The organism is Halosolutus amylolyticus (genome assembly GCF_023566055.1).
In the GTDB taxonomy this organism is placed as follows: Archaea; Halobacteriota; Halobacteria; order Halobacteriales; family Natrialbaceae; genus Halosolutus; species Halosolutus amylolyticus.
Genome location: NZ_JALIQP010000001.1, coordinates 131,674 through 157,283 on the forward strand (window position 1 = coordinate 131,674; position 25,610 = coordinate 157,283).

Consider the following 25,610-nt stretch of genomic DNA (forward strand, 5'->3'; position numbering starts at 1 on the left):
CCGTCGAGAACCGCTATCGGGTCGGCCCCGAGGCGACGATCGCCCCGGGGGGAAGGATTACGCAACTGGGCCGACGTGATGGGAGACGATGCGTGACCTCTTCGACCTCTCCGGACGAGTCGCACTGGTGACCGGTGGCGGACGCGGTATCGGCCGCGCGATCGCCGTCGAACTGGCGAACGCGGGCGCTGCCGTCGTCCCCGTGGCCAGATCGACGGCCGAGATCGACGCCGTGGCGGATCGGATCGAGGACGACGGCGGCGACGCGCTGGCGGTCACCGCCGACGTGACCGATCCGGACGCCGTCGCGGACGCCATCGATCGAACGACGGACGCGTTCGGCGGCGTCGACGTCGTCGTCAACAACGCCGGGTTCAACCCGGACGACGCGCTCGGTCGCCCGGAAGACGTCTCGACGGCGAGCCTCGATCGGGTGCTCGACGTCAACCTGAACGGTGCCTACGAAGTCACGACGGCCGCCGCCGACGCCCTGCTCGAGAGCGACGGTGGAGCGGTGATCAACGTCGCCAGCGTCGGCGGACTTGTCGGACTGCCGCGCCAGCACCCCTACGTCGCCTCGAAGCACGGCCTCGTCGGCCTCACGAAGAGCGTGGCGATCGACTGGGCCCCCGACGTGCGGGTCAACGCGATCGCACCGGGCTACGTCTCCACGGAACTCACCGACGACCTCGAGGCCGACGACGACCTCCGGCGATCGATCCTCGATCGCACCCCGCTCGATCGGTTCGCCGACCCCGAGGAGATCGCCGGCCCGGCGGTCTTCCTCGCGAGCGACGCCGCGAGTTACGTCACCGGCGAGGTGCTCGCGGCCGACGGCGGCTGGACGGCACGGTAGGTTCTCCGGCTCCGGTCAGCCCCGTCCGGGCCCGATACCGGCTTTTCCACCGATCAAAATCGTGGCCAATTGATTAACATCGCAAGCCGATACGGTAAATAATAGAACCAGATATAAATATACTGGGTGTCGAAGTTACCGAATGGGAACGGCAGATATACTTTTCGGGCGCGCGAACGAGGGTAGTGTATGCGATACGATGACTCGGATCAGGCCCAGGAACTCGCCCAACGTGCACAAGATCTGATGGAAGAGGTCGTCCTCCCGATGGAGCGGGAGCGTCCCGGCGGGATGGCCGTCTCGAGCGGGACGATTACGAAACTCCGCGAAGCCGCACGCGAGTACGACGTCTACGCGCCACAGATCCCCGAGGAACACGGCGGGATGGGAATCGACTTCCGCGACGCACTGCCGGTCTTCGAGGAAGCCGGCCGGAGTCTGCTCGGCCCGGTGGCGATGCGCGTCGACGCGCCCGACGAGGGCAACATGCACCTGCTCGAACTGGCCGGAGACGACCTCCAGAAGGAGCAGTACCTCGATCCCCTCGTCGCGGGCGACATCAAGTCCGGCTTCTCGATGACCGAACCGATGCAGGGGGCCGGCTCCGACCCGAAGATGATCCAGACCACCGCGGAGAAAGAGGGCGACGAGTGGGTTATCGACGGCCACAAGTGGTGGACCACCCAGGGCGTCGAGGCCGACGTCCTGTTCGTCCTCGCCCGGACCGACGAGGACGCCCACCCCTACCAGGGGTGTTCGATCTTCATCGTGCCCGCGGACGCCGACGGCGTCGAGGTCGTCCGGAACGTCCCTCACATGGGCGGCGGCGCACACGGAATCTCACACGCGGAAATCGTCTACGACGACGTCCGCGTTCCCGAGGAACACCTCCTCGGTGAATTGAACCAGGGGTTCGTCCACGCACAGGAGCGACTCGGCCCTGCGCGTCTGACCCACTGCATGCGCTTCTCGGGGATGGCCCAGCGATCGCTCGACATCGCGAAGGCCTACACGAGCGAGCGGCAGGGCTTCGACTCGACGCTGTCGGACAAGCAGTCGCTGCGCCACCGTATCGCCGACGCCGAGACCCGTCTGCACGTCGCCCGGACGGCGATCCGCGACGCGGCCGATCGGATCAGCGCCGGCGAGGAGGCACGGGTGCCCGTCTCCATGTGCAAGGTCTTCACCGCCAACGTCACCCAGGACGCGATCGACCTCGCCGTCCAGTGTTGCGGGGCGAACGGTATCGGCAAGGATCTCCCGCTGTCGGACTTCTACGAGTCGGTTCGGCAGTTCCGCATCGTCGACGGGGCCGACGAGGTCCACCGCCGGGTCATCGCCCGCCACGCCTTCGACGACGTCGACGAGGCGGAACTCGAGCCCGTGACCAGGTTCGGCCAGCCGAACAGACGGTCCGGCGACGGTCACTGACGTCGCGGCACGAACAGCGCGGCCCATTTTCCAACCACTCGATCGGTCGCCGATCACTGATCCGGACGATAGCGGTACTCCGCGGCCAGGTCCGCGGGTGTGACGATCGAGAGGTCGCCGGCCGATTCCCGGTCGACGACTCGGTCGACGAGGTCCGCGAGCACGGCTTCCGAGTCGGCGTCGAGTTCGTGAAAGACGAACGAGGTGATTCCACCACGGGCTACCGTCTGATCGATCGCGTCGCGGGCCGTCTCGGCGTCCGGATGGACGACACGCGGGATCCGGTGTGGATCGGTGACGTGACCGTGGGCGACACCGCCGCCCGCGAACGCGAGGTCGTGATATTCGGCGGCGAGGCCGTAGCTCGCCGCATCGTACTGGCCCGCCGGATACGAGAAGTATCGTGCACCCTCGCCGTAGCCGTTCGCCGCGAGCCACCGCACTGCGCCGTCGACGTCGGCTCGCGCGTCGGCCACGTCGGTGAGCGCGAGTCCGCGGGCCGCGTGACTCCCGATCGTCCAGCCGGCGTCCGCGAGCGTCTCGACCTGGGCGGTCGTCAACCGGTCACCCTCGTGACGCGGGTCGGTACGGAGCCGATCGGGCGTGACGAACGTCGTCGCAGGGACGTCGTGCTCCGCGAGAATCGGGAGGGCCCGCGTGTAGTCCGTTTCGTACCCGCCGTCGAAGTGGATCATCACCGCCCCCGGATCGGGTCGGGGGACGAAGTGGAGGTCGTCGATCCACAGTTCGGACGGCCCGTCTCCGGTGTGTCGCAGTATCTCGATTCGTCTCACCTCGTCTATGGACGGCTCGCCGACGAGGCGATCGATTCCGAACTGCCGACGATCGAACGGCAGCCCGCCCACGACGCGCGTCCGGTACTCGACGAAGTCACCCGCCGCGTCGTGCAGCCGCAGACGCAGGACGAGGTCCCGATCGGCCGCGACCGCCAGTCCGGGCGCGTATCCCGTCACGTCGAGCGGCTGACTCGGCGCGTAGACGGCGCTGACTCGATCGGCCGTCTCGCTCGCCGTGAGCCGACCCGACTGCGATCCCGAAACGGCCCGCTCCCCGTCCGCTTCGAGCGATCCGCCCGCGACGAGCCACTCCTCGAGTGCCTCGAAGTCGTCGTAGGTACCTGCCTCGACGGCCACGGGATCCACGTCGGCGTCGAAATCACTCGTCCCGTCGGCGGTCTCGTTCCCTCCCGCATCGCCACCCGTCCCCAGACAGCCACCGATCGAGAGCGTTGCCGCCACGGCAACGTACCTGCGCCGTTTCATTCGGTTAGGAAACTCCCCATCGAGAGATAGGTTAGTAATGCGTCTGCTACAGCGATCGACTCCTCCGGCGCCGAATCGGCCGGCGATCGCTCCGGGCGTTCGTTACTCGTCCGATCGAGACGGAGTTCGCGGCGATCGGAGACTGGGCGTGGCGGGATTCGAACTACGTGAAGACGTGCTCACTTCGTTGCGCGCGTCTTCTCTCGATCGAATCTCCGGGCCCGTTCGCTCGTCGCGTCCGCTCCTCGCAGAACGGGCGTGGCGGGATTCGAACCCACGATCAGAAGGTTAGGAACCTCCTGCCCTCTCCGCTAGGCCACACGCCCCGGAAAAACTCAGTTGGTTTCCGTTTCGGTCTCGGTCTCTTCTTCGCTGGTGACCGGTTCGGTGTCGACGAAGTCGTCTTCTTCCTCCTCTTCCTCGAATCCGGAGTCACGCATCTCTTCGAGTTCCGTTTCGACCTTTTCACGCCCCTTCTGGAATTCGCCCATGGCCTCGCCGGTCGAGCGCGCCAACTTTGGGATCTTGTTGGCCCCGAACAGCAAGATGGCGATGAAAAGGATGATCAGCAGTTCCGGACCCCCGGGTGCGCCGGGGATGAACAGCGGTGCGATTTCGGCTACCATCTCTATGCGTGGCTTACCGACTGGCAATTATAACCTTTTTGGAGCGAGCAGCCTGACACTACCCGAATCAAACACCTTCCACCCTGAGAACAAGGTCTCTCGACGGCTTTCGGGTCGACCCACCACCCCGATTATCGCCGTCCTATCGGCTCCCTTTCAGGTACGATCCCGGGCTCGGAAGCGGCCCTGAACGGTCTGCCGTCGGGCGAACCGATCGTCACAGCGGTCGGTCAGACCCAGTTCTCGTCGCTCGTGCGCCTCGTCTCGCGGCAGGCGTAACACAACCCCAGCCGCTGATCCGTGGCCGATCGCTTCTTGTGGCCACAGTGTGTTCCCTCCCGGTCGTCGGGGTCGACCGGTCGCCGGTGACGTCCATTGGTTACCATACCCTGGTCGATATGACCCGACAGACAGTCTTTAGTCTCGTCCCTGAAATCGTCGGCGTGATACCGTCCGTCGGCTACCCGGTCCCCTCCTCCGGCGCCCTGCCCCGACACAGTCGGTCCGGACGGTGAATCGATCGACGGCCCGTCGGGCGCGTTGTTCCGCGAACGAAACTGTCTTTCCGACTTATCCGTAATGATCCGACGATGGCAACCACTGGCGACGACGCACCGGACTTCACCGCACCGCTTGCGACCGGCGACATCGAATCGTTCACCCTCTCGGACCGCCTCGACGAGGCCCCGCTCGTCCTGGCGTTCTTCCCGGGCGCGTTCACCAGCGTCTGTACCACCGAGATGTGCGAGTTCCAGGACCGCCTCGCGGCGTTCGACGACCTCGACGCGACCGTCTACGGCGTCAGCCGCGACTCCCCGTTCACGCTGAACGAGTTCCGCGCGCAGAACGACCTCGAGTTCGGCCTCATCAGCGACTACAACAAGGAGATCGTCGACGACTACGACGTCGAGATGGACTTCGCCGAGCTCGGCGTCTACGGCGTCGCCAAGCGATCGGTGTTCGTCGTCGACGGCGACGGCGAGATTTCCTACGCGTGGGTCAGCGACGATCCCGGCGTCGAACCGGAGTACGACGAGGTCGAGCAGGCGGTCGCCGACGCATCGTAATCGCCGGCGTCGCAGGGCTTTTTTAGCCAGCAGGCGACGTGTCTCTATGAGCGATTCTGCCGACGCCGAGTCCGCCGGCCGCATCTACGATCCCGACGACGACCACCCCTTCCCCGACGAGAAACTCAATCGCGTCCTCGCGTTTATCGACGAGGACGAGGAGATCCAGACCTACCTCGAGGCCCAGAACGTCAACGCCGTCGATCGGATGCGATACAACGATCACGGCACGAAGCACATCGAGATCGTCCGCAACCGCGCGCTCTGCCTGTACGACCTGCTGAAAGCCGGTGACGTCGACTTCAACGGCGCGCGCCAGCAGGACCTCGCGGAGGAAGACGAGTCGGTCATCATCGCGCTGGCGGCCACCCTCCACGACGTCGGCCACGTCGTCCACCGCGACGAGCACGTCTACTACTCGATTCCACTCGCGGCCGACATCCTCGATCGCATCCTGCCCGAGTTCTACGACGTCGCCGAGCAGGTCCGCGTCAAGGGCGAAGTCCTCCACGCGATCCTCTGTCACCACACCGCCGAGAACCCCCTGACGACCGAGGCCGGCGTCATCCGCGTCGCCGACGCCCTCGACATGGAGAGCGGCCGATCGCGGATTCCCTACGAACACGGCGGCCGCGGCATCAACACCCTCTCGAGCCAGGCGATCAGCCGCGTCTCGCTCCAGGAGGGCGACACCCGTCCCGTGATGGTCGAGATCGCCATGACCAACGCCGCGGGCGTCTACCAGGTCGACAACCTGCTCAAGGCCAAACTCCGCGGCTCCGGCCTCGAGGACGAGATCCGGATCGTCGCGGTCAACACGAACGAGAACCGCGAGCAACTCGTCGAACGGATCGAACTCTAAGGAACGAACGTTTGACACCAACCTTTTGCTCTGCGGGCTGGCAGTGCCACCCCTCGGCAAGACGTCGATGAAAAGCCTCTTCGCGGTGCCACCTCTGTAACTTATCCTGCCCTCCCCCGTTGAGCGGACCCGAAGGGCCCGCGATGCTCGGAAGAGGGCGCTCTTCCGTTGATTCGCGAGGTGCACCGCTCTCTGCAGTGTGCCTCACTCCTGGCCAACAGGTTTGAGGGATTTCGAGTCAGCCGATCGATACGATCGCTCAGGCGATCTCGAAGCCGTCGTCGGTCCGCTCGAGGTGGCCCTCGTCGCGAAGCGTCCCGGTGATCGAGAGGACGACACCACGACTGAGATCGAGGTGTTCCCGAAGCTCTTCGGCTGTCGCGCCGTCGTTGAGCGCCACGTAGAGGTAGACCAGCTTGCCGCGCGCGGAATCGAGTTCCGCCGGGACCGAGACGTCTGCCCCCGGTGATGGTGACGAACCCATACCGGGAGATTCCGTCGCTGACAGGTATACCTTCTGCCTGCACCGATCGTCCGTCCCGGTGATACGATCCGCGTGCGATCGGTGCTAGCGCGTCCCTAACCGGCAGGCGAGGCGCTTTTGTACTCGACGCTGCGAGTGAGCACGAGAACGATGTCGACGCACGTTACTCTCCTCGCGCTCCTGACCGGATTGGTCACAGGGGTCCTGTTTCGCTTTCTCAACGTCCCGATCCCCGCACCGCCGGAACTTCCCGGTATCGTGGGAATTATCGGGATCTACGTCGGGTACAAGCTGATCGACCACTTGGACGTCGGGATCGATCTCCTCGACGTACTGGGCGCATAACGGCAGTGGAGGCCCCGGTCAGGACGACTCGATCGCGAGCGACCCCTTCGCCAGGGCCCAAATAACCAGCAGGATCGCCGCCGGAGCGAGAATCGCGACGCCGACGGACAGTACGACAGGTGACACGAACGTCCGGATCTGCAGGACGATGATGACGAGGAGGAGTCCGATAACGACGTTCAGTCGACGAACGATTCTGTCGTCGCTCATCGACTAGAGATGGCCTGCACCGAAGTATAATTCTGCCGACGTCGATCGAAAGCGAAGCCAAACGGCGGTCGAAATAACGGCCGAAAGGCGTCAGTAACTGCGCACTTTCGGCTCGTAGGTCTTCTCCTGGCCCTCGAGAATGACGGGGCGGTAGAAGACAGACGGCTCGCCGTCGTTCCACGAGACGAGCGTGTGCTTGAGCCACTCGTCGTCGCGACGTTCCTGGTACTCCTGGCGCCAGTGGGCACCGCGGAACTCGTTGCGCACGAGCGCGCCGATCGCGATCGTTTCGGCGACGTCGATCAGGTTCCGCGTCTCGTAGGTCATCTGCAGGTCCGTGTTGAACGTCCGCGAGGGATCGTCGACGTAGACGTCCTGGTACTCCTCGCGGCACTCGCGGATGATCTTTAGCGCCTTCCGGATGCCGTCTTCGGTACGGAACACGTTGACGTAGTCGGTCATCGCGTTCTGGAGTTTCTGGCGGATCTCCGCGTGCTGGACCCCCGTGTCCTTGTCCAGAAGCCGATCGACGCGGGCGCGTTCACGTTCGACGGCGCGCTCGAGTAGTCCTTCGGCGTCGGCAGTGACGCCGCCGTCGGCAGCGACGCCGTCACTCGTGTCGATGCCAGCGGCACCGGGCGTCACCGGGAACTCGGTCTCGGTCTCGTCTTCGACGTCGTCGCCGTAGCCCGTCCGGATCTCGGCCTCACCGAGGTCATCGCCGGCGGCGTGGCGACCGGCCCGCTTGCCGAAGACGATCAGTTCGGGCAGGGCGTTCCCGCCGAGGCGGTTCCCGCCGTGGACGGAGACGCAGGCGCACTCGCCGGCCGCGTAGAGGCCGTCGATGCAGCTCTGGCCGTTCTCGTCGACCTCGATGCCGCCCATCGCGTAGTGCTGGCCGGGCTTGACCGGCATCGGTTCGACGAGGCCGTCGACGCCCTCGAAGTCCTCTGCCAGGTGCAGGATGTTCTCCAGGCGATCGAGGATCCGTTCCTCGCCGAGGTGGCGCATGTCGAGGTGGACGTACTCGTCGTCGACGCCGCGCCCTTCGTCCACTTCGGTGAGCTCGGCGCGGGCGACGACGTCGCGGCTGGCGAGTTCGCCGGAGTTGTTCGCGTAGCCGTGCTCGAACATGAAGCGTTCGCCCTCGCTGTTGTAGAGGATGCCGCCCTCACCGCGGACGCCCTCGGAGATGAGGACTCCCGTGGAGGGGAGCGACGTGGGGTGGAACTGGATGAACTCCATGTCCTCGAGCGGGACGCCCGCACGGTAGGCCATCGCGTGTCCGTCGCCGGTACAGGAGACCGCGTTGGTGGTGTGATCGAAGGCCTGACCGGGACCGCCTGACGCGAGGACGACACCCTGGCTCGCCTTGAACCCCTCGACCTTCCCGGACTGGACGTCGTAGGCGACGACGCCGTGACACTCCCGATCGTTCGGGTCCGGTTCGTCGCTCGTCGCGAGGTTCATGACGTACCACTCGTCGTAGACCTGGATACCGCGCTTGACGACCTGCTCGTACATCACGTGAAGCAGGTGGTGGCCGGTCTCCGCGCCGGCGTAGGTGGTTCGCGGGTACGAGAGGCCGCCGAACGGCCGCTGGGAGACGCGTCCGTCCTCCTCGCGGGAGAACGGCATCCCCCAGTGCTCGAGGGTGATCGTCTCCTCGGGGGCGTCCTGCGCGAGGGTCTCGACCGCCGGGGCATCGCCCAGGTAGTCCGACCCTTTCATCGTGTCGTAGGCGTGCAGTTCCCAGTCGTCGCCCTCCTGGAGCGCCGCGTTGATTCCGCCCTCCGCTGCGCCGGTGTGGCTGCGGACGGGGTGCAGTTTCGTGACGATCGCCACGTCGGCGCCCGCTTCGTGCGCTGCGATCGCGGCCCGGAGGCCGGCGCCGCCGGCGCCGACCACGATGACGTCGTGTTCGTACATAGATTACCAGAATTTCAGGTTCTTCTTGACCGCTTCCCGCTTGAGCTCCTGAATGTGCTCGGTGAGCGGGATGTCTTTCGGACACACCTCGGTACAGGAGAACTGGGTCTGGCACCGCCAGACGCCGTGTTCCTGCTCGAGGATGCGGAGTCGGTGCTCTTTGATCTCCTCGCTCTCGCGCTCGTCCATCGCGAACCGGTAGGCCTTGTTGATCGCCGCCGGTCCGAGGTACTCGTTGTCGCCGGCCGCGATGTTACACGAGGACATGCACGCGCCACACCAGATACAGCGCGTGGACATCTTGACCTTCTCGCGGTTCTCGCGGGACTGGCGCTGTTCTTCGAGGTCGCTCGCGTCGGGCGTGTCCTCGTCCTGGAAGTACGGCTCGACGGCGTGCATCTGGTCGTAGAAGTGGTCCATGTCGACGACCAGGTCCTTGACGACCTCCTGGTGTGGGAGCGGTTCGATGCGGACCGGTTGTTCGAGGTCCGCGATCTGGGTCTTGCAGCCCAGGCGCTGCTTGCCGTTGACGAAGAAGGCGTCGGAGCCACAGACGGCCTGCCGACAGGAGTGTCGGAAGGTTAGCGACGAGTCGTACTCGTCGCGGGCGTACATGACCGCGTCGAGGACGGTCATCCCCTTCTTGAACGGGACGTGGAAGTCGTCGAAGCGCGGTTCCTGCTTCGCCTCGACTTCGGGGTCGTACCGGAACACCTTGATGTGTACCGTCTCCCCTTCGAGGTCGGCGTCGTCGACCGAGGTCTGGTCGACCATGCCGCCCTCCTTCTCTCGTTCGTCGACCGGCGACTCCGCGCCTTTCATCTCCGGGTCTTCCGGTGCTTCCTGCGTCTCGGGTTCGGGTTGTTGCGTGCTCATGTTACCATCCCGCCATAGCGATCGCGACGTAGATTCCCTGCGCGACGAGTGCGACGCCTGCGATGACCAGCACGGCCAGTACCACCTTCTTTTGGGTACCTTCCAGCCCCTGGTTGACGAGGGCGTTGTAGACGCCGTTGAGGCCGTGGAAGGCCCCGGCGATCAGGAACAGCACCATCGTCAGGAAGTATCCGACGTTCTCCATTCGGCCCTGGGTCAATGCAAAGGTTACGTCCGCCGCGTGGTTGACGAAGTGTAGTTGGAAGAAGTGGAACGCGAGGGCGACCACCAGAAACGCCGCGGTGATCCGCTGGAGGAGCCATCCCGTCCCGCCAGGGGTAAAGGAGGAGTATCGTTCTGCCATCGTTACACCCCCACCATGAAGGTCGGAACGCTGGCGACGGTGATCGCACCCGTCAGCACCAGCGACGCGTAGAAACTCTTGTCCTGTGCCTCGAGGCCGACGCCGAGGTCGACCATCAGCAGGCGAAGCCCGTTCAGGATGTGGAAGACGGCCACTGCGAGCAGGCCGACCTCCATGATCCGAACGATGAACAGTTCCTCGAGCCCCTGGATCGTCGTCGTGTAGACGTCGGTCTCCGCCTGGATCGCCGATGCATCTCCCGCTGCGCCGATGGCGGTACTCAACACGGCGATGTGGGTAAACAGGTAACCGATCAGGATCCACCCGGTGAACTTGTGGAAGATCCACGCCCACATGCCGGCCGAGAACTCCTTCCAGCGACCGAAGTCCTCGACGAGACCGCGATTGTAAGACTGACTCATGCGCTCATGTGGAGGGTTTGACCGTGGAGGTATAGAAGTTACTTTTGGCGCGCCGATTTCCCCGTTTCCGTCGACAGGTGGTACTCGAAAGTCAGTACTTCCTTGTTCCGCCGACCGAACCGGTTCGGTCGGAAGACAGACCGCTGATAGCTGTGCGATCGGCGGTGGTCTCGCGCGCGGCGATGTCGTCGAGCAACGCGTCTCGCGACACCGGTCTCGGTAGTCCGGCGGGCGACGCGACGACACCGTTCGCAACGTCGCGGGGACCCGCGGAACGACACTTCCCTCAACTCCGTAGCCGCTCGCTGGACTGTTCGACCGTCCGCTCGCGTTCGAGCGCCGTGTGCGTGTCCGGCGAGAGGCCCACGAGGTGACAGAGCGGGTTTCCGGGGTACACCACCGGATTCTCGAGGACGCCGACGATCAGCCCGGTAAAGGGCGCCTCGACCGTGACGATGTCGTCTTCCTCCTTGAACGGGTTCGTGATCGTACAGATCACCTCTCCCTCCTCGACGAGCGCGCCGCGACCGCGCTTCATGTCGACGATACCGCCCGCGTCCGCCCGGAGCCACGTCTTCTCGTCGTCGTCATAGATGACGGTTCGCCAACCGGGCCAGTGAACCGACGAGTCCGGGTGGAGGCCGAACTCGGCGAGGACGCTCGCGACCCCCGTCAGCGCCCGATCGATCAGGCTCCGCTGGAAGCGGTGGGCTTCGCCCATCTCGATCGTGATCGTCGGCACGTCGGCCGCCGTCGCCTCGCGGCGGAGCGTCCCGGAGGGCCCCTCGCCCGCGATGACGACGTTGGAACTGAACGCGTAGGCGAGCCGTTCGACCAGCGGATCGTCCATGTTCGCCCGGACGTGGAGCATGTTGGTCCGGCCGCGCGTGGACGTGTGGAAGTCCAGGCCGAGATCACAGGGTTCGATGAAGTTCGTGAAGATACGGTGGGCCATCCGTCTGGCGCTCGTCGACCCCTCGCGACCGGGGAACGATCGGTTGAGGTCCCGATCGTAGATCGGCAGGTACCGCTCCTGGGCGAGAAAGCCGGGGACGTTCATCACCGGCATACAGACGAGGGTGCCGTGAAGCTCCGAGTGGTCCCAGTCGTGGGCGACTTCGCGGACGACCTCGATCCCGTTGAGTTCGTCGCCGTGGGCGGCCGCCGAGAGAAACACCGTCGGACCGGGGTGTTCGCCGTTGATCACCGTCACCGGTATCCTGACGGGGTCACCGAGATAGGTCTCGCTGATGCCGTAGCGGATGTTGGCCGATTCGCCGGGATCGACCCGGCCCCCGTTGTACGTGAACGCGTCGTTCATGGGTTCGGAGTCGCTCCCGCCGATCGGCGGATCGTCCGCGTCGCTCATACACGTGGGTCCGGCGTCAGCACTGAGAACGTTTCCGGTCGGTGGACGAGTCGCCCCCTCGAATCGACTCACGTCGATCCGATCGCAAGTTGGGGCGAATGTGTCCCGCTGGGCATACGTTTAGTACGATGCCGTGCTATAGTCGCGCATGGAGATACGCGAGGCAACCGAGGCCGACGTCGACGCGATCCGGTCGATCGCTTCCGACTCTCTCAACTCCACGTACACGGACTTTCTGGACGAGGAGACGATCGGGGACGCCGTCGGCCAGTGGTACGGCGACGACGCCCTGACCGACGCGCTCGAGGACGAACACGCGCTCTTCCTCGTCGTCGAGCGCGACGGCGAGATCGTCGGGTTCTCCCAGAGCGAACTGGTCGGGCAGCGATACGGCACCGGCCAGATCCTCTGGCTTCACATCGATCCCGACCACCGCGGGGGTGGGACGGGCGTCCGACTCCTGGTCCGGACCCGCGAGAAACTGCTGGAGCAGGGTGCCGACCAGATCCAGGGGTTCGTCCTCGCGGACAACGAGGGCGGCAACGAGTTCTACGCGGATCACGGCTTCCAGCAGGCCGACCAGCGCGAGGTCGAGATCGGTGACGAGACGTTCACCGAGAACGTCTACGTCGAAGGCGACATCGAGAGCGGCGAGGAGTGGAGCGCGATCGACGAACTCGTGGTCGACGACGAGACGATCTACGTCAGCTACGGCGAAGCCGCCCGCGGCTCCAAGTCGCCGTTCTACGTCGCCTACGAGACGGCCGAACAGTCGGAACTCTACGGCTGGTTCTGCGGGAACTGCGACTCGCTCGACAACGCGATGGACACCATGGGTCGCATCCAGTGTAACGTCTGTGGCAATCGCCGGAAGGCGACCCGGTGGGACTCGTCGTACCTCTGACCGGACCCAGTGCAGTTCTGACCGGACCCCGTGCAGTTCTGACCGGACCCCGTGCAGTTCTGACCGGACCCCGTGCAGTTCTGACCGGACCCAGTGCAGTTCCGACCGGACCCGTGCAGTTCGTTCTTCGATCGTCCGACTGCGATCGACGCAGCGACGCCGACCGTCCCGACCTCCCGTCCGACCGTGACCGGCACAGCGACGCCGACCACTCGCCTCACCCGCTTCCGTTCGGTTCCGGTTCGTCCGGTGTAGGTGGACGTTACGGCCTCCCTTCGACGGCGGCCCCTCCGCGATCGAAGCTGTTGTGATCGCATTACGCGTGTTCGGGCTGCATTACAATTGCGCACTCGGTTGATCCATCGGATCACCGGTTGCCACCGACTCCCCAGTCGGTCGTTTGCGAGTTCAGCAGTCGTGACAGTTCATTCGAATGAGTAGACAGGACCACATCGTTCACGGATTCAAGGCAACGCTCGTCGCTCGAGCCGTCTACATGCTCTCGAGCGCGCTCCTGATGTTTCTCCTCGCGCGCTACCTGCTCGAACCGGACGGCTACGGCGCGCTCTACTGGGCGATCGGCATTCTCGCGATCGTCCAGTTGTTCGCCGATCTCGGCCTCGGTAAGTCCGCCGCGCGGTACATCTCCGAGTACCGCGAGGCGGACCCGGGACAGATACCGCACCTGTTGCGCACGACGATCGCGTTCAAACTCGTCGTGATCTCGATCGTGGCGGGGCTACTGTTCGTGTTCCACGAACGGATCGCGATCCTGTTGCGCGATCCGGAGGTCGCGCCGTTTCTCGCGGCCGGCGTGCTCTACGTCGTCGTCTTCTCGTTTAGCACCTTCACACAGATCGCGTTCCAGGGGTTCAACCACCTCGGCTACAGCGCGACGGTCCAGGCGATCAGCGGGGCCGGACGACTGCTCTTCGCGGTCGTCTTCGTCCTGTTCGGGCTGGGCGCGATCGGCGCACTGTTCGGCTACATCGTCGGATACACGATCGCGGCCGCCGTCGGTATGACGATCCTCTATCTCGAGTTCTATCGCGACTACGAGCCCGCGACCGAGTACGAGGACGGCCTCTCGCGGCGGCTGGTCGAGTACAGCGTCCCGCTGACGGCGACGCGGAGCGCCAACGTCATCGACAAACGGATCGACGTCGTCCTCGTCGGCTTTTTCCTCTCACCCGTCGCGGTCGCGTTCTACACCCTCGGGAAACAGATCACCGACTTCGTGCTCGCCCCCGCGGAGTCGCTCGGCTTTACGATCTCGCCGAACTTCGGCGAGCAGAAAGCGGCGGGCCAACTCGACGAGGCCCGGGAGATCTACGAGACCTCGCTCGAGCAGACGATGCTGTTCTACATTCCCGCGGCAGTGGGGCTCGCGATCGTCGCCGACCCCTTCGTGACGATGGTCTTCGGCCCGGACTACAGCGGTGCGGTGCCGGTCCTGCAGATCCTCTGTGGCTTCGTCGTCCTCATGGCGATCACGAACCTGACGAGCGACGGGCTGGACTACCTCGGCCGCGCTCGCTCGCGGGCGATCGCGAAGGGAGCGGCATCGACCGCGAACTTCGGGCTGAACCTCGTGCTCATCCCGACGATCGGCGTGGTCGGGGCCGCGGCCGCGACGGTCGCGACGCACTCGTTCTACGTGGCAGTGAACCTCTACATCGTCCACAGCGAACTCTCGCTGCGCATCACCCGGCTCGCGCGACGGATCGGGCTGATCTGTGCCATCACCGGCGTGATGGCCGTCGCCGTCCTGCTCGTGACCCCACTGATCTCGAATCTGGCCATGCTCCTCGCCGCGATCGGGGTCGGGACCCTCACCTGGGCGGTCCTCGCCGTCGTGAGCGGCCTGGTCGATCCCCAGCAGGTTCGATCGGTCGTCACCTGATGGAATACTGACCGTTTCTCGGAGAATACGGTGCCTGCCCACGATCGAGTGTTAATACTTATCCGCACAGTCGTCGTCCAGTAAGTATGGGCGCCGATTCGGTTACTGTCGGGGTATTGAGCCTTCACACCAGCAAGGAAACGAAAGCGATACTCAACGCAGTCGAGGCTCTCGGCCACGACACCGAGTGGCTCCGGGCCGAGAACACGTCGATCAGCGTCACCGATGGGAGCGTCGTGCTCGAACCGAGCGTCGACGTGATCGCGAACCGGATGCTGCTATCGAACACCGAACAGCCGTGCGAGGAACTCGGCCTCGCGAACACGTTCTCCGGACTGGTCCCGATGCTCAACGAGCCCGCGGCAGTGCTGACGGCGGTCCACAAGCTCTCGACGGCGACGGCCCTGGCGGCGAACGACGTCCAGACGCCGAACGTCACCCTCTCGCTCAGTACCGAGGGGCTCAACAGGGCCCGAGAGAACTACGGGGAAGAAGCCGTCTACAAGACCGCGATCGGGACGCACGGCGGCGGAACCTGGAAGATCGGTCCCGACGACCCGGTCAACGCGAAAGTCGGGAACAGGTACGCGTTCCTGCAAGAACTCATCGATCGCGACGACGAGCGTCACCGCGACATCCGGGTCTACGTCGTCGACGGCGACATCGTCGGCGCGATGTACCGGTACGCACCGGACAACGACTGGCGGACGAACGTCGCCCTGGGCGGATCCGTCGAAAACGCGACGGACGATCTTCCGGAAGAGGCACGCGAGATGGCGCGTCGCGCCGCCGATGCCGTCGGACTCGACTACGCGGGCGTCGATCTCGTCGAGAGCGACGACGGCTGGTTCGTCCTCGAGGTGAACCCGACGGCGGGGTTCAAGGGACTCTACCAGGCGACCGGGATCAGTCCCGCACCCGCCATCGCCAGACTCGCGATCGAGCGCGCCGGCGGCGAGGTCGACCCGGAGCGCGTCGAGGAGTTGTCGGCCGTCCTGGACGATTCCCAGCCGTCGGCGCGACCGCCGGAGTCGTCGATCACGGACGAGGAACCGTCGGTGATCGGGTACACGGAGGAAGTCGTTCTCGCGGGGACCAGCGGCTCGAAGTCCGTCCTCGCGAAGTCCGACACCGGCGCGACGCGGACGAGTATCGACACCAGCCTCGCGGCCGACATCGGTGCGGGCCCGATCAAGTCGATCACCCGGATCAGGTCCGGGAGTAGCAAGACGGCAAAGAGCAGGCCGGTCGTCGACGTCGTCGTCGGCGTCGGCGGCAACCAGCACACGGTCACGGCAAGCGTCGAGGATCGAAGCCACATGGACTACCCCGTCCTGCTCGGCCGCGACATCCTCGGGAACTACCAGGTCGACGTCAGTCGACGGAGCGACACGGACGCCCCGGACACGCCCGAAGAGGAGGAGTGACCTCCTCCTCGGCGTGAACGGCGGGGAGTCTCTCCTCGAAGAAAGAGAGCGCGTCGCGCCGCCGTGCCGTCACCGGACGAGTACCGGCAGCCAGGGCGATCGGCGTCTCACTGGTGGACTATTCCCACTATCGAAAACCGTCATCGCTGGGCTGAAAACAAGGATGGCATTCAACGGCTCTATAGCGATGAGTCCCCCGGCGGTTGTGCTACGTACGCGGCCCCAACTACGCCAACGGAATTTTCCAAATCCATAAGAACAGTTGGGCTATGAAGAATACTTCCTTTCCGAATTAGACAATCTTAATAGGCGAAGGTAGCAATTGCCTGATGATGATAGGCTCTGACCAAGACTGGTGGCCGAATCAGCTGGATCTGGAGATTCTCGATCAGAACGGCGAGCAGGTCGATCCGCGGGGTGAGGACTTCGACTACGCCGAGGAGTTCGAGTCGCTCGACCTCGACGAAGTGAAGGCGGACATCGAAAACGTGTTGACGACATCCCAGGAGTGGTGGCCGGCGGACTACGGTCACTACGGGCCGTTGATGATCCGGATGGCCTGGCACAGCGCCGGCACGTACCGGACCAGCGACGGCCGCGGTGGCGCTGACGGCGGTCGACAGCGCCTCCCGCCGCTCAACAGCTGGCCCGACAACGCGAACCTCGACAAGGCGCGACGTCTGCTCTGGCCGGTCAAGCAGAAGTACGGCCAGAAACTCTCGTGGGCCGACCTGATGATCCTGGCCGGGAACGTCTCGCTGGAGTCGATGGGCTTCGAGACGTTCGGCTTCGGTGGCGGACGCGAGGACGACTTCAAACCCGACAAGTCCGTCTACTGGGGGCCCGAGAACAAGATGGAAGAGTCCGATCGGTTCAGCGACGAGGGCGAACTCGAGGAGCCCCTGGGCGCCACCGTGATGGGCCTCATCTACGTGAATCCGGAAGGACCGGACGGCGAACCGGACCCGGAGGCGGCGGCGGAACGAATTCGAGAGTCGTTCGGCCGGATGGCGATGAACGACGAGGAAACGGCCGCGCTCATCGCCGGCGGACACACGTTCGGGAAAGTCCACGGTGCCGACGACCCCGACGAGCACGTCGGCGCCGAGCCCGAAGCGGCCCCCATCGAGCAGCAGGGCCTCGGCTGGGAGAACGAGTACGGCGACGGAAAGGGGCCCGACACGATCACCAGCGGGATCGAAGGGCCATGGACCGCCGCGCCGACCCGGTGGGACACCGGCTTCATCGACAACCTGCTGAACTACAAGTGGTGGCCCGAGAAGGGGCCCGGCGGCGCGTGGCAGTGGACCACGCAGGACGGCGAACTCGACGAGGCCGCACCGGGCGTCGCGGATCCCGCGGAGAACGAAGACGTGATGATGCTGACGACGGACGTCGCCCTGAAGCGGGATCCGGACTACCGGGAGATCCTGGAGCGCTTCCAGGAGAACCCCGACGAGTTCCAGGACGCCTTCGCGAAGGCGTGGTACAAGCTGGTCCACCGTGACATGGGCCCGCCGGAACGGCTCCTCGGCCCGGAGGTTCCCGACGAGGAGATGATCTGGCAGGACCCGCTCCCCGACGCCGACTACGACCTGATCGGGGACGAAGCGGTCGCCGAACTCAAGGAGGAGATCCTCGCGTCTGACGTCTCGGTCTCGCAGCTGGTCAAGACCGCCTGGGCGGCGTCGTCGACCTATCGTGACAGCGACAAGCGCGGCGGCGCAAACGGGGCTCGCATCCGCCTCGAGCCCCAGCGGAGCTGGGAGATCAACGAACCCGCTGAACTCGAGACGGTGCTCTCGACCTACGAAGCGATCCAGGAGGAGTTCATCGGCTCGCGATCGGACGACGTGCGGGTCTCGCTCGCCGACCTGATCGTCCTGGGTGGTAACGCGGCGGTCGAGCAGGCCGCGGCGGACGCCGGTTACGACGTAACTGTTCCGTTCGAACCGGGCCGGACCGACGCCACGCAGGAACAGACCGACGTCGAGTCCTTCGAGGCGCTCAAACCCGACGCGGACGGGTTCCGGAACTACCTCCCGGGCGACCACGACCGTCCGGCCGAGGAGTCGCTGGTGAACAAGGCCGACCTGCTCGACCTGACGGCCGACGAGATGACGGTACTGGTCGGCGGCCTGCGCACCCTGGGCGCGACCTACCAGGACACGGAGCTCGGCGTCTTCACCGACGAGCCGGAGACGCTGAACAACGACTTCTTCGTGAACGTCCTCGACATGGGCCACGAGTGGGAACAGGTCTCGGAGGACGAAGAGGTCTACGAGCTACGCGACCGCGAGACGGATGAGATCGAGTGGAGAGGCAGCCGCGTGGACCTCATCTTCGGATCGCACTCCCGGCTGCGAGCCATCTCGGAAGTCTACGCGGCCGAGGACGGCGAAGAGCAGTTCGTCGAGGACTTCGTCGACACGTGGAGCAACGTGATGCAGGCCGATCGATTCGACCTCGAGTAATCCGACCCGCCTGCCCCCGCACGGGGCAACGCGCTTTTGTTTGCACGGTCCCTGCTTTCGCCGACGATGGCCGACCCCGAATCCGTGCTCCGGGAGGATCCCGTCCTGGCGGGCGTGATCGATCGCCGCGATCCGCACCCGCTCGAACCGATCGAAAACGAGTACGAGCGCCTCTGCGTCTCGATCATCAACCAGCAGCTGTCGACCGCGAGCGCCGCCGCGGTCCGAGAGCGGGTCTTCGACGTGCTCGACGGCGTGGTGACGCCCGAAACCGTTCTCGCGGCTCCACGGGAGGAACTGCTCGACGCGGGGCTCTCACGGACGAAAGTCGACTACGTCCGCAACGCCGCCCGCGCGTTCCAGGAGCGCGATCTCACCCGGGAGGGCCTCGCCGACCACACGAACGACGAAGTGATGGCCGAACTCACCGAGATCACGGGCATCGGTGCGTGGACCGCCCGGATGTACCTCATGTTCGTCCTCCAGCGGCCCGACGTCCTCCCGCTCGGCGACCTCGCGATCCGCCGCGGGATCGAACGGCTGTACAACGACGGCGTCGAGTTGACGCGACCGGAGATGCGCGAGATCGCCGAACCGTGGCGGCCGTACCGGAGTCTCGCGTCGCGCTACATCTGGGCCGAGTACGAGGCCTGATACGGATTGCTGTGACTATTTACCGCCGATCACCAGGACGGAGTCGGCGATCGGAGGTAATTGACTACAGCAGTCCGTACGAGTCGACGGCACCGATCGATCGGTTCGACGACCGCTCCCGTCATGCGCGATCACTCGAGGTGGTGGTAATCGAGTTCGTACCCTTCCTCGAGCGCCTCGCGGACCGATCGGGAGGGGTCGCCGACGCCCCGGCGGGCGAGCGAGAGTTCGCCGTCGTCGATCGAGACCAGGAGGGTCACCCGCCAGTCCGGATCCGTCTCCGGGGCGTCCGTGCGGTAGTGCGCCCCGCGGGACTCGCGTCGCTCGAGTGCGGCCCGGAGCATCGCCTCGGCGACGGTGAGGCTGACGGAGAGGTCGACGGCGTACTCGAACGATCGGCTCGTCCGATCGCCGTCGACGCGGAGATCGACCGTTCTGGCCCGAATATCCGCCAGTTCGTCCAGTCCATCACGGAGCCCGTCGGCGTCGCGAAGGATACCGGCGGTCCGCCACAGGACGTCGCCGAGTTCGTCGAGGAGTTCGCGCGGCGTGACGTCCCCGTTCGACGCCGCGAGGTCGTCGAGTGCGCGGAACTCGCGCTCGGCGAACGCGCGCTGGCCGTCGGCGAGTTCCGGGTCGGCGTCCCCGGTCGAAACCTCGCTCGCGACGTGATCGCCGACGTGTTTGCCGATCGCGACAGTCTCGGCCAGCGAGTTGCCACCGAGTCGGTTCGCGCCGTGGACGCCGGCGACCGTCTCACCGACGGCGTACAGCCCCTCGACGCCGGTTTCGCCCGTCCGGAAGTCGATGTCGACGCCCCCCATCGTGTAGTGGGCCGTCGGCGCGACCTCCATCGGTTCCGCCGTGATGTCGACGCCGAGGGATTCGAACCGCTCGACCATCGTCGGCAGTCGATCGCGGACGTACGCCGGATCGCGGTGCGAGATATCGAGGTAGACGCCGCCGTTTTCGGTCCCGCGTCCCTCGCGGACCTCCCGTGCGATCGCTCGCGCGACCACGTCCCTGGCGTCGAGTTCCATCTGGTCCGGGGAGTACCGTTCCATGAACCGTTCGCCCTCCGTGTTGTACAGCCGACCGCCCTCGCCGCGGACCGCCTCGGTCACGAGTCGGCCGTCCCACTTCTCACCGTACCGATCGCCGACCATTCCCGTGGGGTGGAACTGGACGAATTCGAGGTCCATCAGCCGCGCACCCGCCTCGAGCGCGAGCGCCTGACCGTCGCCGTTGTTCTCGTCGTCGCGCGAGGAGTGGCGGTGATAGAGCGCCGAGAACCCGCCCGCCGCCAGCACGACGTGGTTCGTGCGAAACAGCAGCCCGCGGCCGGTTTCCATGTCGAACCCGATCGCGCCGTCGACCCGGCGGCCGTCCGAGAGCAGGCGGGTGATCATCACGTTCTCGCGGTACGGGACGTCGAGTTCCCGCGCGCGATCGATCAGCGTCCCGAGCATGGCCTCGCCGGTCCGATCGCCGACGAAGCAGGTCCGGCGGTACGACTGGGCGCCGAAGTAGCGCTGGTTGATCGCCCCGTCCTCGGTGCGATCGAACGGCATCCCCCACTCCTCGAGTTCGCGAATCCGATCGGGCATCCCCTTCGCGGTGAGTTCGACCGCCTCGGGATCGTTCAGGTGGTGACCCTCGTTCAGCGTATCCGCCGCGTGGATCGTCCAGTCGTCCTCGGGGTCGAGCGACCCGAGCGCGGCGTTGATTCCCCCGGCTGCCCACGTCGTGTGTGCATCGCCGTGGTCGCGCTTGCCGATCACGAGCGGGTCGATCCCCGATTCCGCGAGTTCGATCGCCACCCGCGCCCCCGCCGCGCCGGCCCCGATCACGAGTACGGGGGTCGTGACGACCTCATAGTCCGGGTCGCGATCGTCGCCCGCGTCGGTCTCGCCCGTGGCATCGAGTCGACCCTCGACGCCGCTGGCGTAGTCTCGCGTCGATGCTCGCTGGTCGATGGGCGAGTTTCTTGTCATCAGTATGAGGTTAGGGCCGGAACGGTATAGGCGGCGTCCCAAACGACGTAGTTCTACCTCGTCGGGGCCGTTACCCCCGTCGAGCGAGGGATTTAGCACTCCGGGACCGGTACTCCCAGACGAATGCAGCCGATCGTCCACCCCGTGGTCGGCTACGTCTGCTACGCCGCGTACGCGCGGTGGAACCGCGGCGAGCCACCGGCCACAGCACCCGCGCTGGCTGCCGTCCTCGGGGCGACGGTCCCGGACCTGATCGATCAACCCCTGTACCTGGGCGGCGTCACGCCCGTCGGTCGAACGATCGGTCACTCGCTACTGTTCGCCGTTCCGATCGTCACTGTCTGCTGGCTGCTCGCCCGGCGGGCCGACCGGGAGCGACTGGGCGTCGCCGTCGCGATCGGCTACGGCGCACACCTCGCGACGGACGTCCCGTGGCACGTGCTCGCGGGCGACTACGACGAACTCGGCTTTCTCCTGTGGCCCGCCACGCCGATGCCGCCCTACAGCGGCGTGAAGACACTGGGGACGGTCCCCGGACTCGGCCTCGAGGCGACGACCCTGTGGCTCGAGGCCGTCGTCTTCGTCTGCGGCGTCGGGCTCTGGTGGATCGACGGCCGCCCGGGGCTCGATCGGCTCCGATCGGCGATCCGTTAAAAACGAGACCTCGCGTTACGCGTCCGTTTCGCCGCTCACGTCGGTCGATTCCGGTTCCACGTTCGCGAGTCGCATCGCGTTGCCAGTCACGCCGAGACTCATCCCCATGTCGCCGATGACGACCGCGTGGATCACCGTGACGAGCCCGAACGGGACGCCGGCCGCGAGCACGGCCTTGACGGCCAGACTCGCCCAGATGTTCTGCCGGATGACCGCGTTCGCGTCCCCCGAGAGTTCGTAGAGGTAGGGGAGCCGGGAGAGGTCGTCGGCCATCAGGGCGACGTCGGCCGTCTCGAGTGCCGTGTCGGTCCCGGCCGCTCCCATCGCGATCCCGACGCTCGCGGTCGCGAGCGCCGGTGCGTCGTTGATCCCGTCGCCGACCATCGCGACGCGGCCGTGATCGCTGTCGGCGTTCGCATCCTCGTCCTCGAGTCGATCGATCCACTCCAGTTTCTCGTCGGGGAGCAGTTCGGCGTGGTACTCGTCGATGCCGACCTCGTTCGCGATCGCGCGGGCGGTCCCCTCGTTGTCGCCGGTGAGCATCACCACGCGGACGCCCTGCTCCTGCAGGCGCGAGACGGCCCACGTCGCGTCGGGACGGACGCGGTCGGCGACGCCGACGACGCCGATCGGACCGTCCTCCGTGCCGACGACCACGACGGTCTTGCCGTCGGACTCGAGGTCGGGGACGACCTCCGCGAGGACGTCCAGACAGCCGTCGCGCTCGCACTGGGACGACGAGTCGTAGCCCATCTCGGCGAGCGACGTCCCGCCGTCGGTGGTCGCGTGCACGTGCTCGAGGTCCGCTAGCCCGTCGAACAGGTCCGGCTTGCCGACGTAGTGGGTCGTCCCGTCGACGTCCGCGCGGACCCCTTTTCCGGTCAGCGCCTCGAAGTTCGAGACGTCCGGATCGTCCACGCCGATCCCGCGTTCCTCGGCGTAGCCGACGATCGACTGGCCGATCGGGTGCTCGCTCCGACGCTCGACGGCGCTCGCCCGGCGGAGAACCTCGCCCTCGTCCGCTCCCTCGAGCGGAACGACGTCCGTGACCGAGAGGTCACCCTCGGTCAGCGTCCCCGTCTTGTCCACGGCGAGCACGTCGCTCTCGGCGACCGCCTCGAGGTGCCGTCCACCCTTGATCAGGACGCCGTTGCGGGCGGCGCTCGTGATCCCCGACACCACGCTGACGGGCGTCGAAATGACGAACGCGCAGGGACACGCGATGACCAGCAACGTGAGTCCCCGGAGGAACCACGTGTTCCACGACCAGCCGGCAAGCAGCGGCGGTAGCAGGGCCACGGCGACGGCGAGCGTGACGACGATCGGGGTGTAAATGCTCGCGAACCGATCGACGAACTGCTCGCGCTCGGTCTTCTCCCGCTCGGCATCCTCGACCATGCGGACGATCCGGGCGAGCGTCGAGTCGTCGGCCTCGCTGGTCACCTCGACCTCGAGATACCCCGACTCGGGGATCGTCCCGGCGTAGACCTCGTCGCCGACCGTCTTGTCGGCCGGGACGCTCTCGCCCGTAATCGGCGACTCGTCGATCGCGCTCTCGCCCTCGCGGACGACGCCGTCCGCTGGAATCTTCTCACCCGGGCGGATCACGACGCAGTCACCGGGTTCGATCGCGTCGGCGGGGACGGTCTCCTCGCTCCCGTCCTCGCGCTTGACGGTCGCCGTATCGGGCGAGAGATCCATCAACTCCCGAAGGGAGTCGCGCGCGCGATCCATCGAGAACCGCTCGAGCAACTCGGCGATGCTGAACAGGACTGCGAGCGTGGCCCCCTCGAAGGGGTGGTGGGCCGCCACCGACGCGAGGATGCCGACCGCCATCAGGAGGTCGATGTCGAGGCTCCGGTTTCGCGCCGAGTAGTAGCCGTTGCGCAGGATCGGCACCCCTGCGATGGCCGCGGCCGCGATGTACAGCAGTGCGGAGAGGTGGTAAGTTCGGCCGATCACCGAGAACAGCGCCGGATCGGCGGCCGGCACCAGGAACTCGAGGACCAGTCCGGCGCTCAGGACGACGGCACCGACGCCCGTCGCGACGGCCCGTCGACTCCGCCAGATCGACTCCTCGCTCCCGATCCCGTCCCGGTCGCCGTCGATCGCCTCCGCCTCGTAGCCGGCACCTTCGATCGCGTCGACGACGGTTTCGGCGTCCGTCTCGCCGGTCACCGAGACGGTGACCTGTCCCGAGGCGGGTCTGGTCTCGATCTCGTCGACGCCCTCGGTCGCGTCGAGCGCGTTCTCGACCTTGGTCGCACAGGACGGACAGTCCATCCCGGGGACCGAGACCGACAGTTCCCCGGCGTCGTCGACGATCTCGTAGCCGGCCGCACGGACCCGCTCGCGGACCTCGTGCTCGCTCACTTGCGAGGGGGCGTACTCGACGACGAGGCGGCCGCTCGTCACCCGCGGCTCGAGCGACTCGATCCCGTCGAGTCGCTCGACGCTGTTCGTCACCTTGCCCGCACACGACGGGCAGTCCATCTCCGGCACGCGCAACTCGAGCGTCCGACTCGAGTCCGTCGACCTAGAGGGCCCTGGGGTGGACTCGTTCATCACCCGGGACTAGCGGTCGGATCCCTATACGGATTATTTGGCGCACGCCAACTTTGGCCGATCGCCGCCCCGGTTCATGCGGTTTACTGTACGTCAGTTCCGGCGCAACCGCCGCCCGGATTGCGGTTACGCCGGTAAATCGTTACAGCAATCCGTATCAGAGATTCGCGGCCAGCGCCTCGATCGGTTCGTTCGCGTCGACGAACGCCGTCGCGAGGGTGGCTTCGGCGCGTCGGAGCCGGTAGGAGAGCGTCGATCGGGGCACCTCCAGCCGGTCGGCGAGGTCCGAGAGTTCGATCCGCCGGGGCGTCTCGTAGTAGCCGTGGTCGACGGCCGCCTCGAGTGCCGCTCGCTGTTCGGCGGGCAGCGCCTCGCCGGGATCGACGGTCGTCCGATCGGGATCGAGTTCGGTCAACCGAAGCACCTCGATGCCCGTACACTCGCCGACCTCATCGCCGAGCGCGTCGAAGAAGTCGTGGACCGGCGCGTCGCTCGCGAGGACGATCCGCCAGCGGTAGCGCCGGCCCTCGCGGTAGGTCTCGAACAGCAGGCCCTCGCCGAGGTGCTCCAGCGCGACGTGGGGAACCGAGGTGCAGACCTCCGTCCGGTCCCAGTAGGTGTAGACGACCAGCGTCCCGTTCGATCGATCGAGCACCTGCGTCTCGCAGTCCGCGCCGCAGTCGTCTTTGACGAGACAGTCCGCGCAGTAGTCGGCGTTCTCGTAAGCGCGCTCGAGCGCCTCGAGCGCCTCCGGGGATCCGGTCGCGTGGTCGACCCGCCAGAGGCTGTCGCTCGTGACGTGACACGACAGCGATCGGACCGACGTGTCGGGGTACTCCGCGAGCACGTCGGCGACCGGATTCGTCCCCGGTTCGTACTCGAGGGCGAAGACGAACTCTCTCATACTAGTG

Annotated in this window: 24 protein-coding genes and 1 tRNA gene; 11 read left to right on the forward strand and 14 right to left on the reverse strand. The window is 66.0% G+C overall.

From position 1 onward, the window contains the following. Window positions 1–88 precede the first annotated feature (88 nt). Window positions 89–856: an SDR family NAD(P)-dependent oxidoreductase gene (locus tag MUN73_RS00650; protein ID WP_250138524.1), complete on the forward strand. Its 768-nt coding sequence runs from the start codon at window positions 89–91 to the stop codon at window positions 854–856. 189 nt (window positions 857–1,045) lie between these two features. Continuing rightward, on the forward strand, window positions 1,046–2,287 hold the full coding sequence (locus tag MUN73_RS00655) for an acyl-CoA dehydrogenase family protein (RefSeq protein ID WP_250138525.1): 1,242 nt from the start codon (window positions 1,046–1,048) through the stop codon (window positions 2,285–2,287). A 53-nt stretch (window positions 2,288–2,340) separates the two neighbouring features. Here the strand turns inward: MUN73_RS00655 and MUN73_RS00660 are convergent, their stop codons facing one another. From MUN73_RS00660 to MUN73_RS00675, 4 genes are all read right to left on the reverse strand, one after another. Continuing rightward, window positions 2,341–3,570 carry a polysaccharide deacetylase family protein gene (locus tag MUN73_RS00660; protein WP_250138526.1) on the reverse strand — a complete coding sequence of 410 codons (1,230 nt, stop codon included), beginning with the start codon at window positions 3,568–3,570 and terminating at the stop codon, window positions 2,341–2,343. Between the two features lie 253 nt (window positions 3,571–3,823). Beyond that, a tRNA-Arg gene (locus MUN73_RS00665) sits at window positions 3,824–3,896 on the reverse strand. Between the two features lie 9 nt (window positions 3,897–3,905). Next, window positions 3,906–4,196, reverse strand: a complete 291-nt coding sequence (gene tatA, locus MUN73_RS00670) for a twin-arginine translocase TatA/TatE family subunit (RefSeq protein WP_250138527.1) — start codon at window positions 4,194–4,196, stop codon at window positions 3,906–3,908. Between the two features lie 230 nt (window positions 4,197–4,426). Further along, window positions 4,427–4,582, reverse strand: coding sequence for a hypothetical protein (locus tag MUN73_RS00675; protein ID WP_250138528.1), 156 nt, complete (start codon window positions 4,580–4,582; stop codon window positions 4,427–4,429). 204 nt (window positions 4,583–4,786) lie between these two features. On the opposite strand from MUN73_RS00675, the gene MUN73_RS00680 reads away from it, so the two are divergent. Further along, complete coding sequence (locus MUN73_RS00680; RefSeq protein WP_250138529.1) at window positions 4,787–5,263, forward strand: redoxin domain-containing protein; 477 nt, start codon at window positions 4,787–4,789, stop codon at window positions 5,261–5,263. A 46-nt stretch (window positions 5,264–5,309) separates the two neighbouring features. Further along, window positions 5,310–6,125 carry an HD domain-containing protein gene (locus tag MUN73_RS00685; RefSeq protein ID WP_250138530.1) on the forward strand — a complete coding sequence of 272 codons (816 nt, stop codon included), beginning with the start codon at window positions 5,310–5,312 and terminating at the stop codon, window positions 6,123–6,125. A gap of 259 nt (window positions 6,126–6,384) precedes the next feature. Here the strand turns inward: MUN73_RS00685 and MUN73_RS00690 are convergent, their stop codons facing one another. Beyond that, window positions 6,385–6,609, reverse strand: coding sequence for a helix-turn-helix domain-containing protein (locus tag MUN73_RS00690; protein WP_250138531.1), 225 nt, complete (start codon window positions 6,607–6,609; stop codon window positions 6,385–6,387). Between the two features lie 150 nt (window positions 6,610–6,759). Between MUN73_RS00690 and MUN73_RS00695 the strand changes: the two genes are divergently transcribed. Next, complete coding sequence (locus tag MUN73_RS00695) at window positions 6,760–6,954, forward strand: XapX domain-containing protein (RefSeq protein ID WP_250138532.1); 195 nt, start codon at window positions 6,760–6,762, stop codon at window positions 6,952–6,954. An 18-nt stretch (window positions 6,955–6,972) separates the two neighbouring features. Here MUN73_RS00695 and MUN73_RS00700 read toward each other — a convergent pair whose 3' ends face one another. From MUN73_RS00700 to MUN73_RS00725, 6 genes are all read right to left on the reverse strand, one after another. Beyond that, the gene (locus MUN73_RS00700; protein WP_250138533.1) at window positions 6,973–7,164 is read right to left on the reverse strand and encodes a hypothetical protein; all 192 of its coding nucleotides are present in this window, start codon (window positions 7,162–7,164) and stop codon (window positions 6,973–6,975) included. Window positions 7,165–7,254: 90 nt separating this feature from the next. Further along, a complete protein-coding gene (locus tag MUN73_RS00705) occupies window positions 7,255–9,093 on the reverse strand; it encodes an FAD-binding protein (protein ID WP_250138534.1) in 1,839 nt (612 codons plus the stop codon). A gap of 3 nt (window positions 9,094–9,096) precedes the next feature. Next, the gene (locus MUN73_RS00710) at window positions 9,097–9,969 is read right to left on the reverse strand and encodes a succinate dehydrogenase/fumarate reductase iron-sulfur subunit (RefSeq protein ID WP_250138535.1); all 873 of its coding nucleotides are present in this window, start codon (window positions 9,967–9,969) and stop codon (window positions 9,097–9,099) included. A gap of 1 nt (window position 9,970) precedes the next feature. Beyond that, on the reverse strand, window positions 9,971–10,333 hold the full coding sequence (locus MUN73_RS00715) for a succinate dehydrogenase/fumarate reductase transmembrane subunit (RefSeq protein ID WP_250138536.1): 363 nt from the start codon (window positions 10,331–10,333) through the stop codon (window positions 9,971–9,973). Window positions 10,334–10,335: 2 nt separating this feature from the next. Further along, window positions 10,336–10,755 (reverse strand): succinate dehydrogenase, cytochrome b556 subunit, encoded by a 420-nt coding sequence (gene sdhC / locus MUN73_RS00720; RefSeq protein WP_250138537.1) that lies wholly within the window; start codon window positions 10,753–10,755, stop codon window positions 10,336–10,338. A 286-nt stretch (window positions 10,756–11,041) separates the two neighbouring features. Further along, a complete protein-coding gene (locus MUN73_RS00725; RefSeq protein WP_250138538.1) occupies window positions 11,042–12,124 on the reverse strand; it encodes a succinylglutamate desuccinylase/aspartoacylase family protein in 1,083 nt (360 codons plus the stop codon). A 148-nt stretch (window positions 12,125–12,272) separates the two neighbouring features. Between MUN73_RS00725 and MUN73_RS00730 the strand changes: the two genes are divergently transcribed. The 5 genes from MUN73_RS00730 (at window position 12,273) to MUN73_RS00750 (ending at window position 19,486) form a co-directional block, all read left to right on the forward strand. Further along, the gene (locus tag MUN73_RS00730; protein ID WP_250138539.1) at window positions 12,273–13,028 is read left to right on the forward strand and encodes a GNAT family N-acetyltransferase; all 756 of its coding nucleotides are present in this window, start codon (window positions 12,273–12,275) and stop codon (window positions 13,026–13,028) included. A gap of 433 nt (window positions 13,029–13,461) precedes the next feature. Continuing rightward, window positions 13,462–14,931, forward strand: a complete 1,470-nt coding sequence (locus MUN73_RS00735; RefSeq protein ID WP_250138540.1) for an oligosaccharide flippase family protein — start codon at window positions 13,462–13,464, stop codon at window positions 14,929–14,931. 86 nt (window positions 14,932–15,017) lie between these two features. Next, window positions 15,018–16,358, forward strand: a complete 1,341-nt coding sequence (locus tag MUN73_RS00740) for a RimK family alpha-L-glutamate ligase (RefSeq protein ID WP_250138541.1) — start codon at window positions 15,018–15,020, stop codon at window positions 16,356–16,358. A gap of 332 nt (window positions 16,359–16,690) precedes the next feature. Beyond that, window positions 16,691–18,832 (forward strand): catalase/peroxidase HPI, encoded by a 2,142-nt coding sequence (katG, locus tag MUN73_RS00745; RefSeq protein WP_250138542.1) that lies wholly within the window; start codon window positions 16,691–16,693, stop codon window positions 18,830–18,832. Window positions 18,833–18,898: 66 nt separating this feature from the next. Then, complete coding sequence (locus MUN73_RS00750; protein WP_250138543.1) at window positions 18,899–19,486, forward strand: DNA-3-methyladenine glycosylase family protein; 588 nt, start codon at window positions 18,899–18,901, stop codon at window positions 19,484–19,486. 131 nt (window positions 19,487–19,617) lie between these two features. On the opposite strand, the gene MUN73_RS00755 is transcribed toward MUN73_RS00750, so the two are convergent. Next, window positions 19,618–21,480 carry an L-aspartate oxidase gene (locus MUN73_RS00755; protein ID WP_250138544.1) on the reverse strand — a complete coding sequence of 621 codons (1,863 nt, stop codon included), beginning with the start codon at window positions 21,478–21,480 and terminating at the stop codon, window positions 19,618–19,620. 123 nt (window positions 21,481–21,603) lie between these two features. Here MUN73_RS00755 and MUN73_RS00760 point away from each other — a divergent pair, with 123 nt between their 5' ends. Continuing rightward, complete coding sequence (locus tag MUN73_RS00760; RefSeq protein WP_250138545.1) at window positions 21,604–22,134, forward strand: metal-dependent hydrolase; 531 nt, start codon at window positions 21,604–21,606, stop codon at window positions 22,132–22,134. Between the two features lie 15 nt (window positions 22,135–22,149). On the opposite strand, the gene MUN73_RS00765 is transcribed toward MUN73_RS00760, so the two are convergent. Further along, window positions 22,150–24,699 (reverse strand): heavy metal translocating P-type ATPase, encoded by a 2,550-nt coding sequence (locus MUN73_RS00765; RefSeq protein WP_250138546.1) that lies wholly within the window; start codon window positions 24,697–24,699, stop codon window positions 22,150–22,152. Window positions 24,700–24,856: 157 nt separating this feature from the next. After that, window positions 24,857–25,603, reverse strand: a complete 747-nt coding sequence (locus MUN73_RS00770) for a helix-turn-helix domain-containing protein (protein ID WP_250138547.1) — start codon at window positions 25,601–25,603, stop codon at window positions 24,857–24,859. Window positions 25,604–25,610: the final 7 nt, after the last annotated feature.

What these genes read in the sequence shown, in the direction of transcription:
- MUN73_RS00650 (WP_250138524.1), top strand. Translation starts at nt 89, where the DNA reads ATGCGTGACCTCTTCGACCTCTCCGGACGAGTCGCACTGGTGACCGGT.
- MUN73_RS00655 (WP_250138525.1), top strand. Translation starts at nt 1,046, where the DNA reads ATGCGATACGATGACTCGGATCAGGCCCAGGAACTCGCCCAACGTGCA.
- MUN73_RS00660 (WP_250138526.1), bottom strand. Translation starts at nt 3,570, where the DNA reads ATGAAACGGCGCAGGTACGTTGCCGTGGCGGCAACGCTCTCGATCGGT.
- tatA (WP_250138527.1), bottom strand. Translation starts at nt 4,196, where the DNA reads ATGGTAGCCGAAATCGCACCGCTGTTCATCCCCGGCGCACCCGGGGGT.
- MUN73_RS00675 (WP_250138528.1), bottom strand. Translation starts at nt 4,582, where the DNA reads ATGGTAACCAATGGACGTCACCGGCGACCGGTCGACCCCGACGACCGG.
- MUN73_RS00680 (WP_250138529.1), top strand. Translation starts at nt 4,787, where the DNA reads ATGGCAACCACTGGCGACGACGCACCGGACTTCACCGCACCGCTTGCG.
- MUN73_RS00685 (WP_250138530.1), top strand. Translation starts at nt 5,310, where the DNA reads ATGAGCGATTCTGCCGACGCCGAGTCCGCCGGCCGCATCTACGATCCC.
- MUN73_RS00690 (WP_250138531.1), bottom strand. Translation starts at nt 6,609, where the DNA reads ATGGGTTCGTCACCATCACCGGGGGCAGACGTCTCGGTCCCGGCGGAA.
- MUN73_RS00695 (WP_250138532.1), top strand. Translation starts at nt 6,760, where the DNA reads ATGTCGACGCACGTTACTCTCCTCGCGCTCCTGACCGGATTGGTCACA.
- MUN73_RS00700 (WP_250138533.1), bottom strand. Translation starts at nt 7,164, where the DNA reads ATGAGCGACGACAGAATCGTTCGTCGACTGAACGTCGTTATCGGACTC.
- MUN73_RS00705 (WP_250138534.1), bottom strand. Translation starts at nt 9,093, where the DNA reads ATGTACGAACACGACGTCATCGTGGTCGGCGCCGGCGGCGCCGGCCTC.
- MUN73_RS00710 (WP_250138535.1), bottom strand. Translation starts at nt 9,969, where the DNA reads ATGAGCACGCAACAACCCGAACCCGAGACGCAGGAAGCACCGGAAGAC.
- MUN73_RS00715 (WP_250138536.1), bottom strand. Translation starts at nt 10,333, where the DNA reads ATGGCAGAACGATACTCCTCCTTTACCCCTGGCGGGACGGGATGGCTC.
- sdhC (WP_250138537.1), bottom strand. Translation starts at nt 10,755, where the DNA reads ATGAGTCAGTCTTACAATCGCGGTCTCGTCGAGGACTTCGGTCGCTGG.
- MUN73_RS00725 (WP_250138538.1), bottom strand. Translation starts at nt 12,124, where the DNA reads ATGAGCGACGCGGACGATCCGCCGATCGGCGGGAGCGACTCCGAACCC.
- MUN73_RS00730 (WP_250138539.1), top strand. Translation starts at nt 12,273, where the DNA reads ATGGAGATACGCGAGGCAACCGAGGCCGACGTCGACGCGATCCGGTCG.
- MUN73_RS00735 (WP_250138540.1), top strand. Translation starts at nt 13,462, where the DNA reads ATGAGTAGACAGGACCACATCGTTCACGGATTCAAGGCAACGCTCGTC.
- MUN73_RS00740 (WP_250138541.1), top strand. Translation starts at nt 15,018, where the DNA reads ATGGGCGCCGATTCGGTTACTGTCGGGGTATTGAGCCTTCACACCAGC.
- katG (WP_250138542.1), top strand. Translation starts at nt 16,691, where the DNA reads ATGATAGGCTCTGACCAAGACTGGTGGCCGAATCAGCTGGATCTGGAG.
- MUN73_RS00750 (WP_250138543.1), top strand. Translation starts at nt 18,899, where the DNA reads ATGGCCGACCCCGAATCCGTGCTCCGGGAGGATCCCGTCCTGGCGGGC.
- MUN73_RS00755 (WP_250138544.1), bottom strand. Translation starts at nt 21,480, where the DNA reads ATGACAAGAAACTCGCCCATCGACCAGCGAGCATCGACGCGAGACTAC.
- MUN73_RS00760 (WP_250138545.1), top strand. Translation starts at nt 21,604, where the DNA reads ATGCAGCCGATCGTCCACCCCGTGGTCGGCTACGTCTGCTACGCCGCG.
- MUN73_RS00765 (WP_250138546.1), bottom strand. Translation starts at nt 24,699, where the DNA reads ATGAACGAGTCCACCCCAGGGCCCTCTAGGTCGACGGACTCGAGTCGG.
- MUN73_RS00770 (WP_250138547.1), bottom strand. Translation starts at nt 25,603, where the DNA reads ATGAGAGAGTTCGTCTTCGCCCTCGAGTACGAACCGGGGACGAATCCG.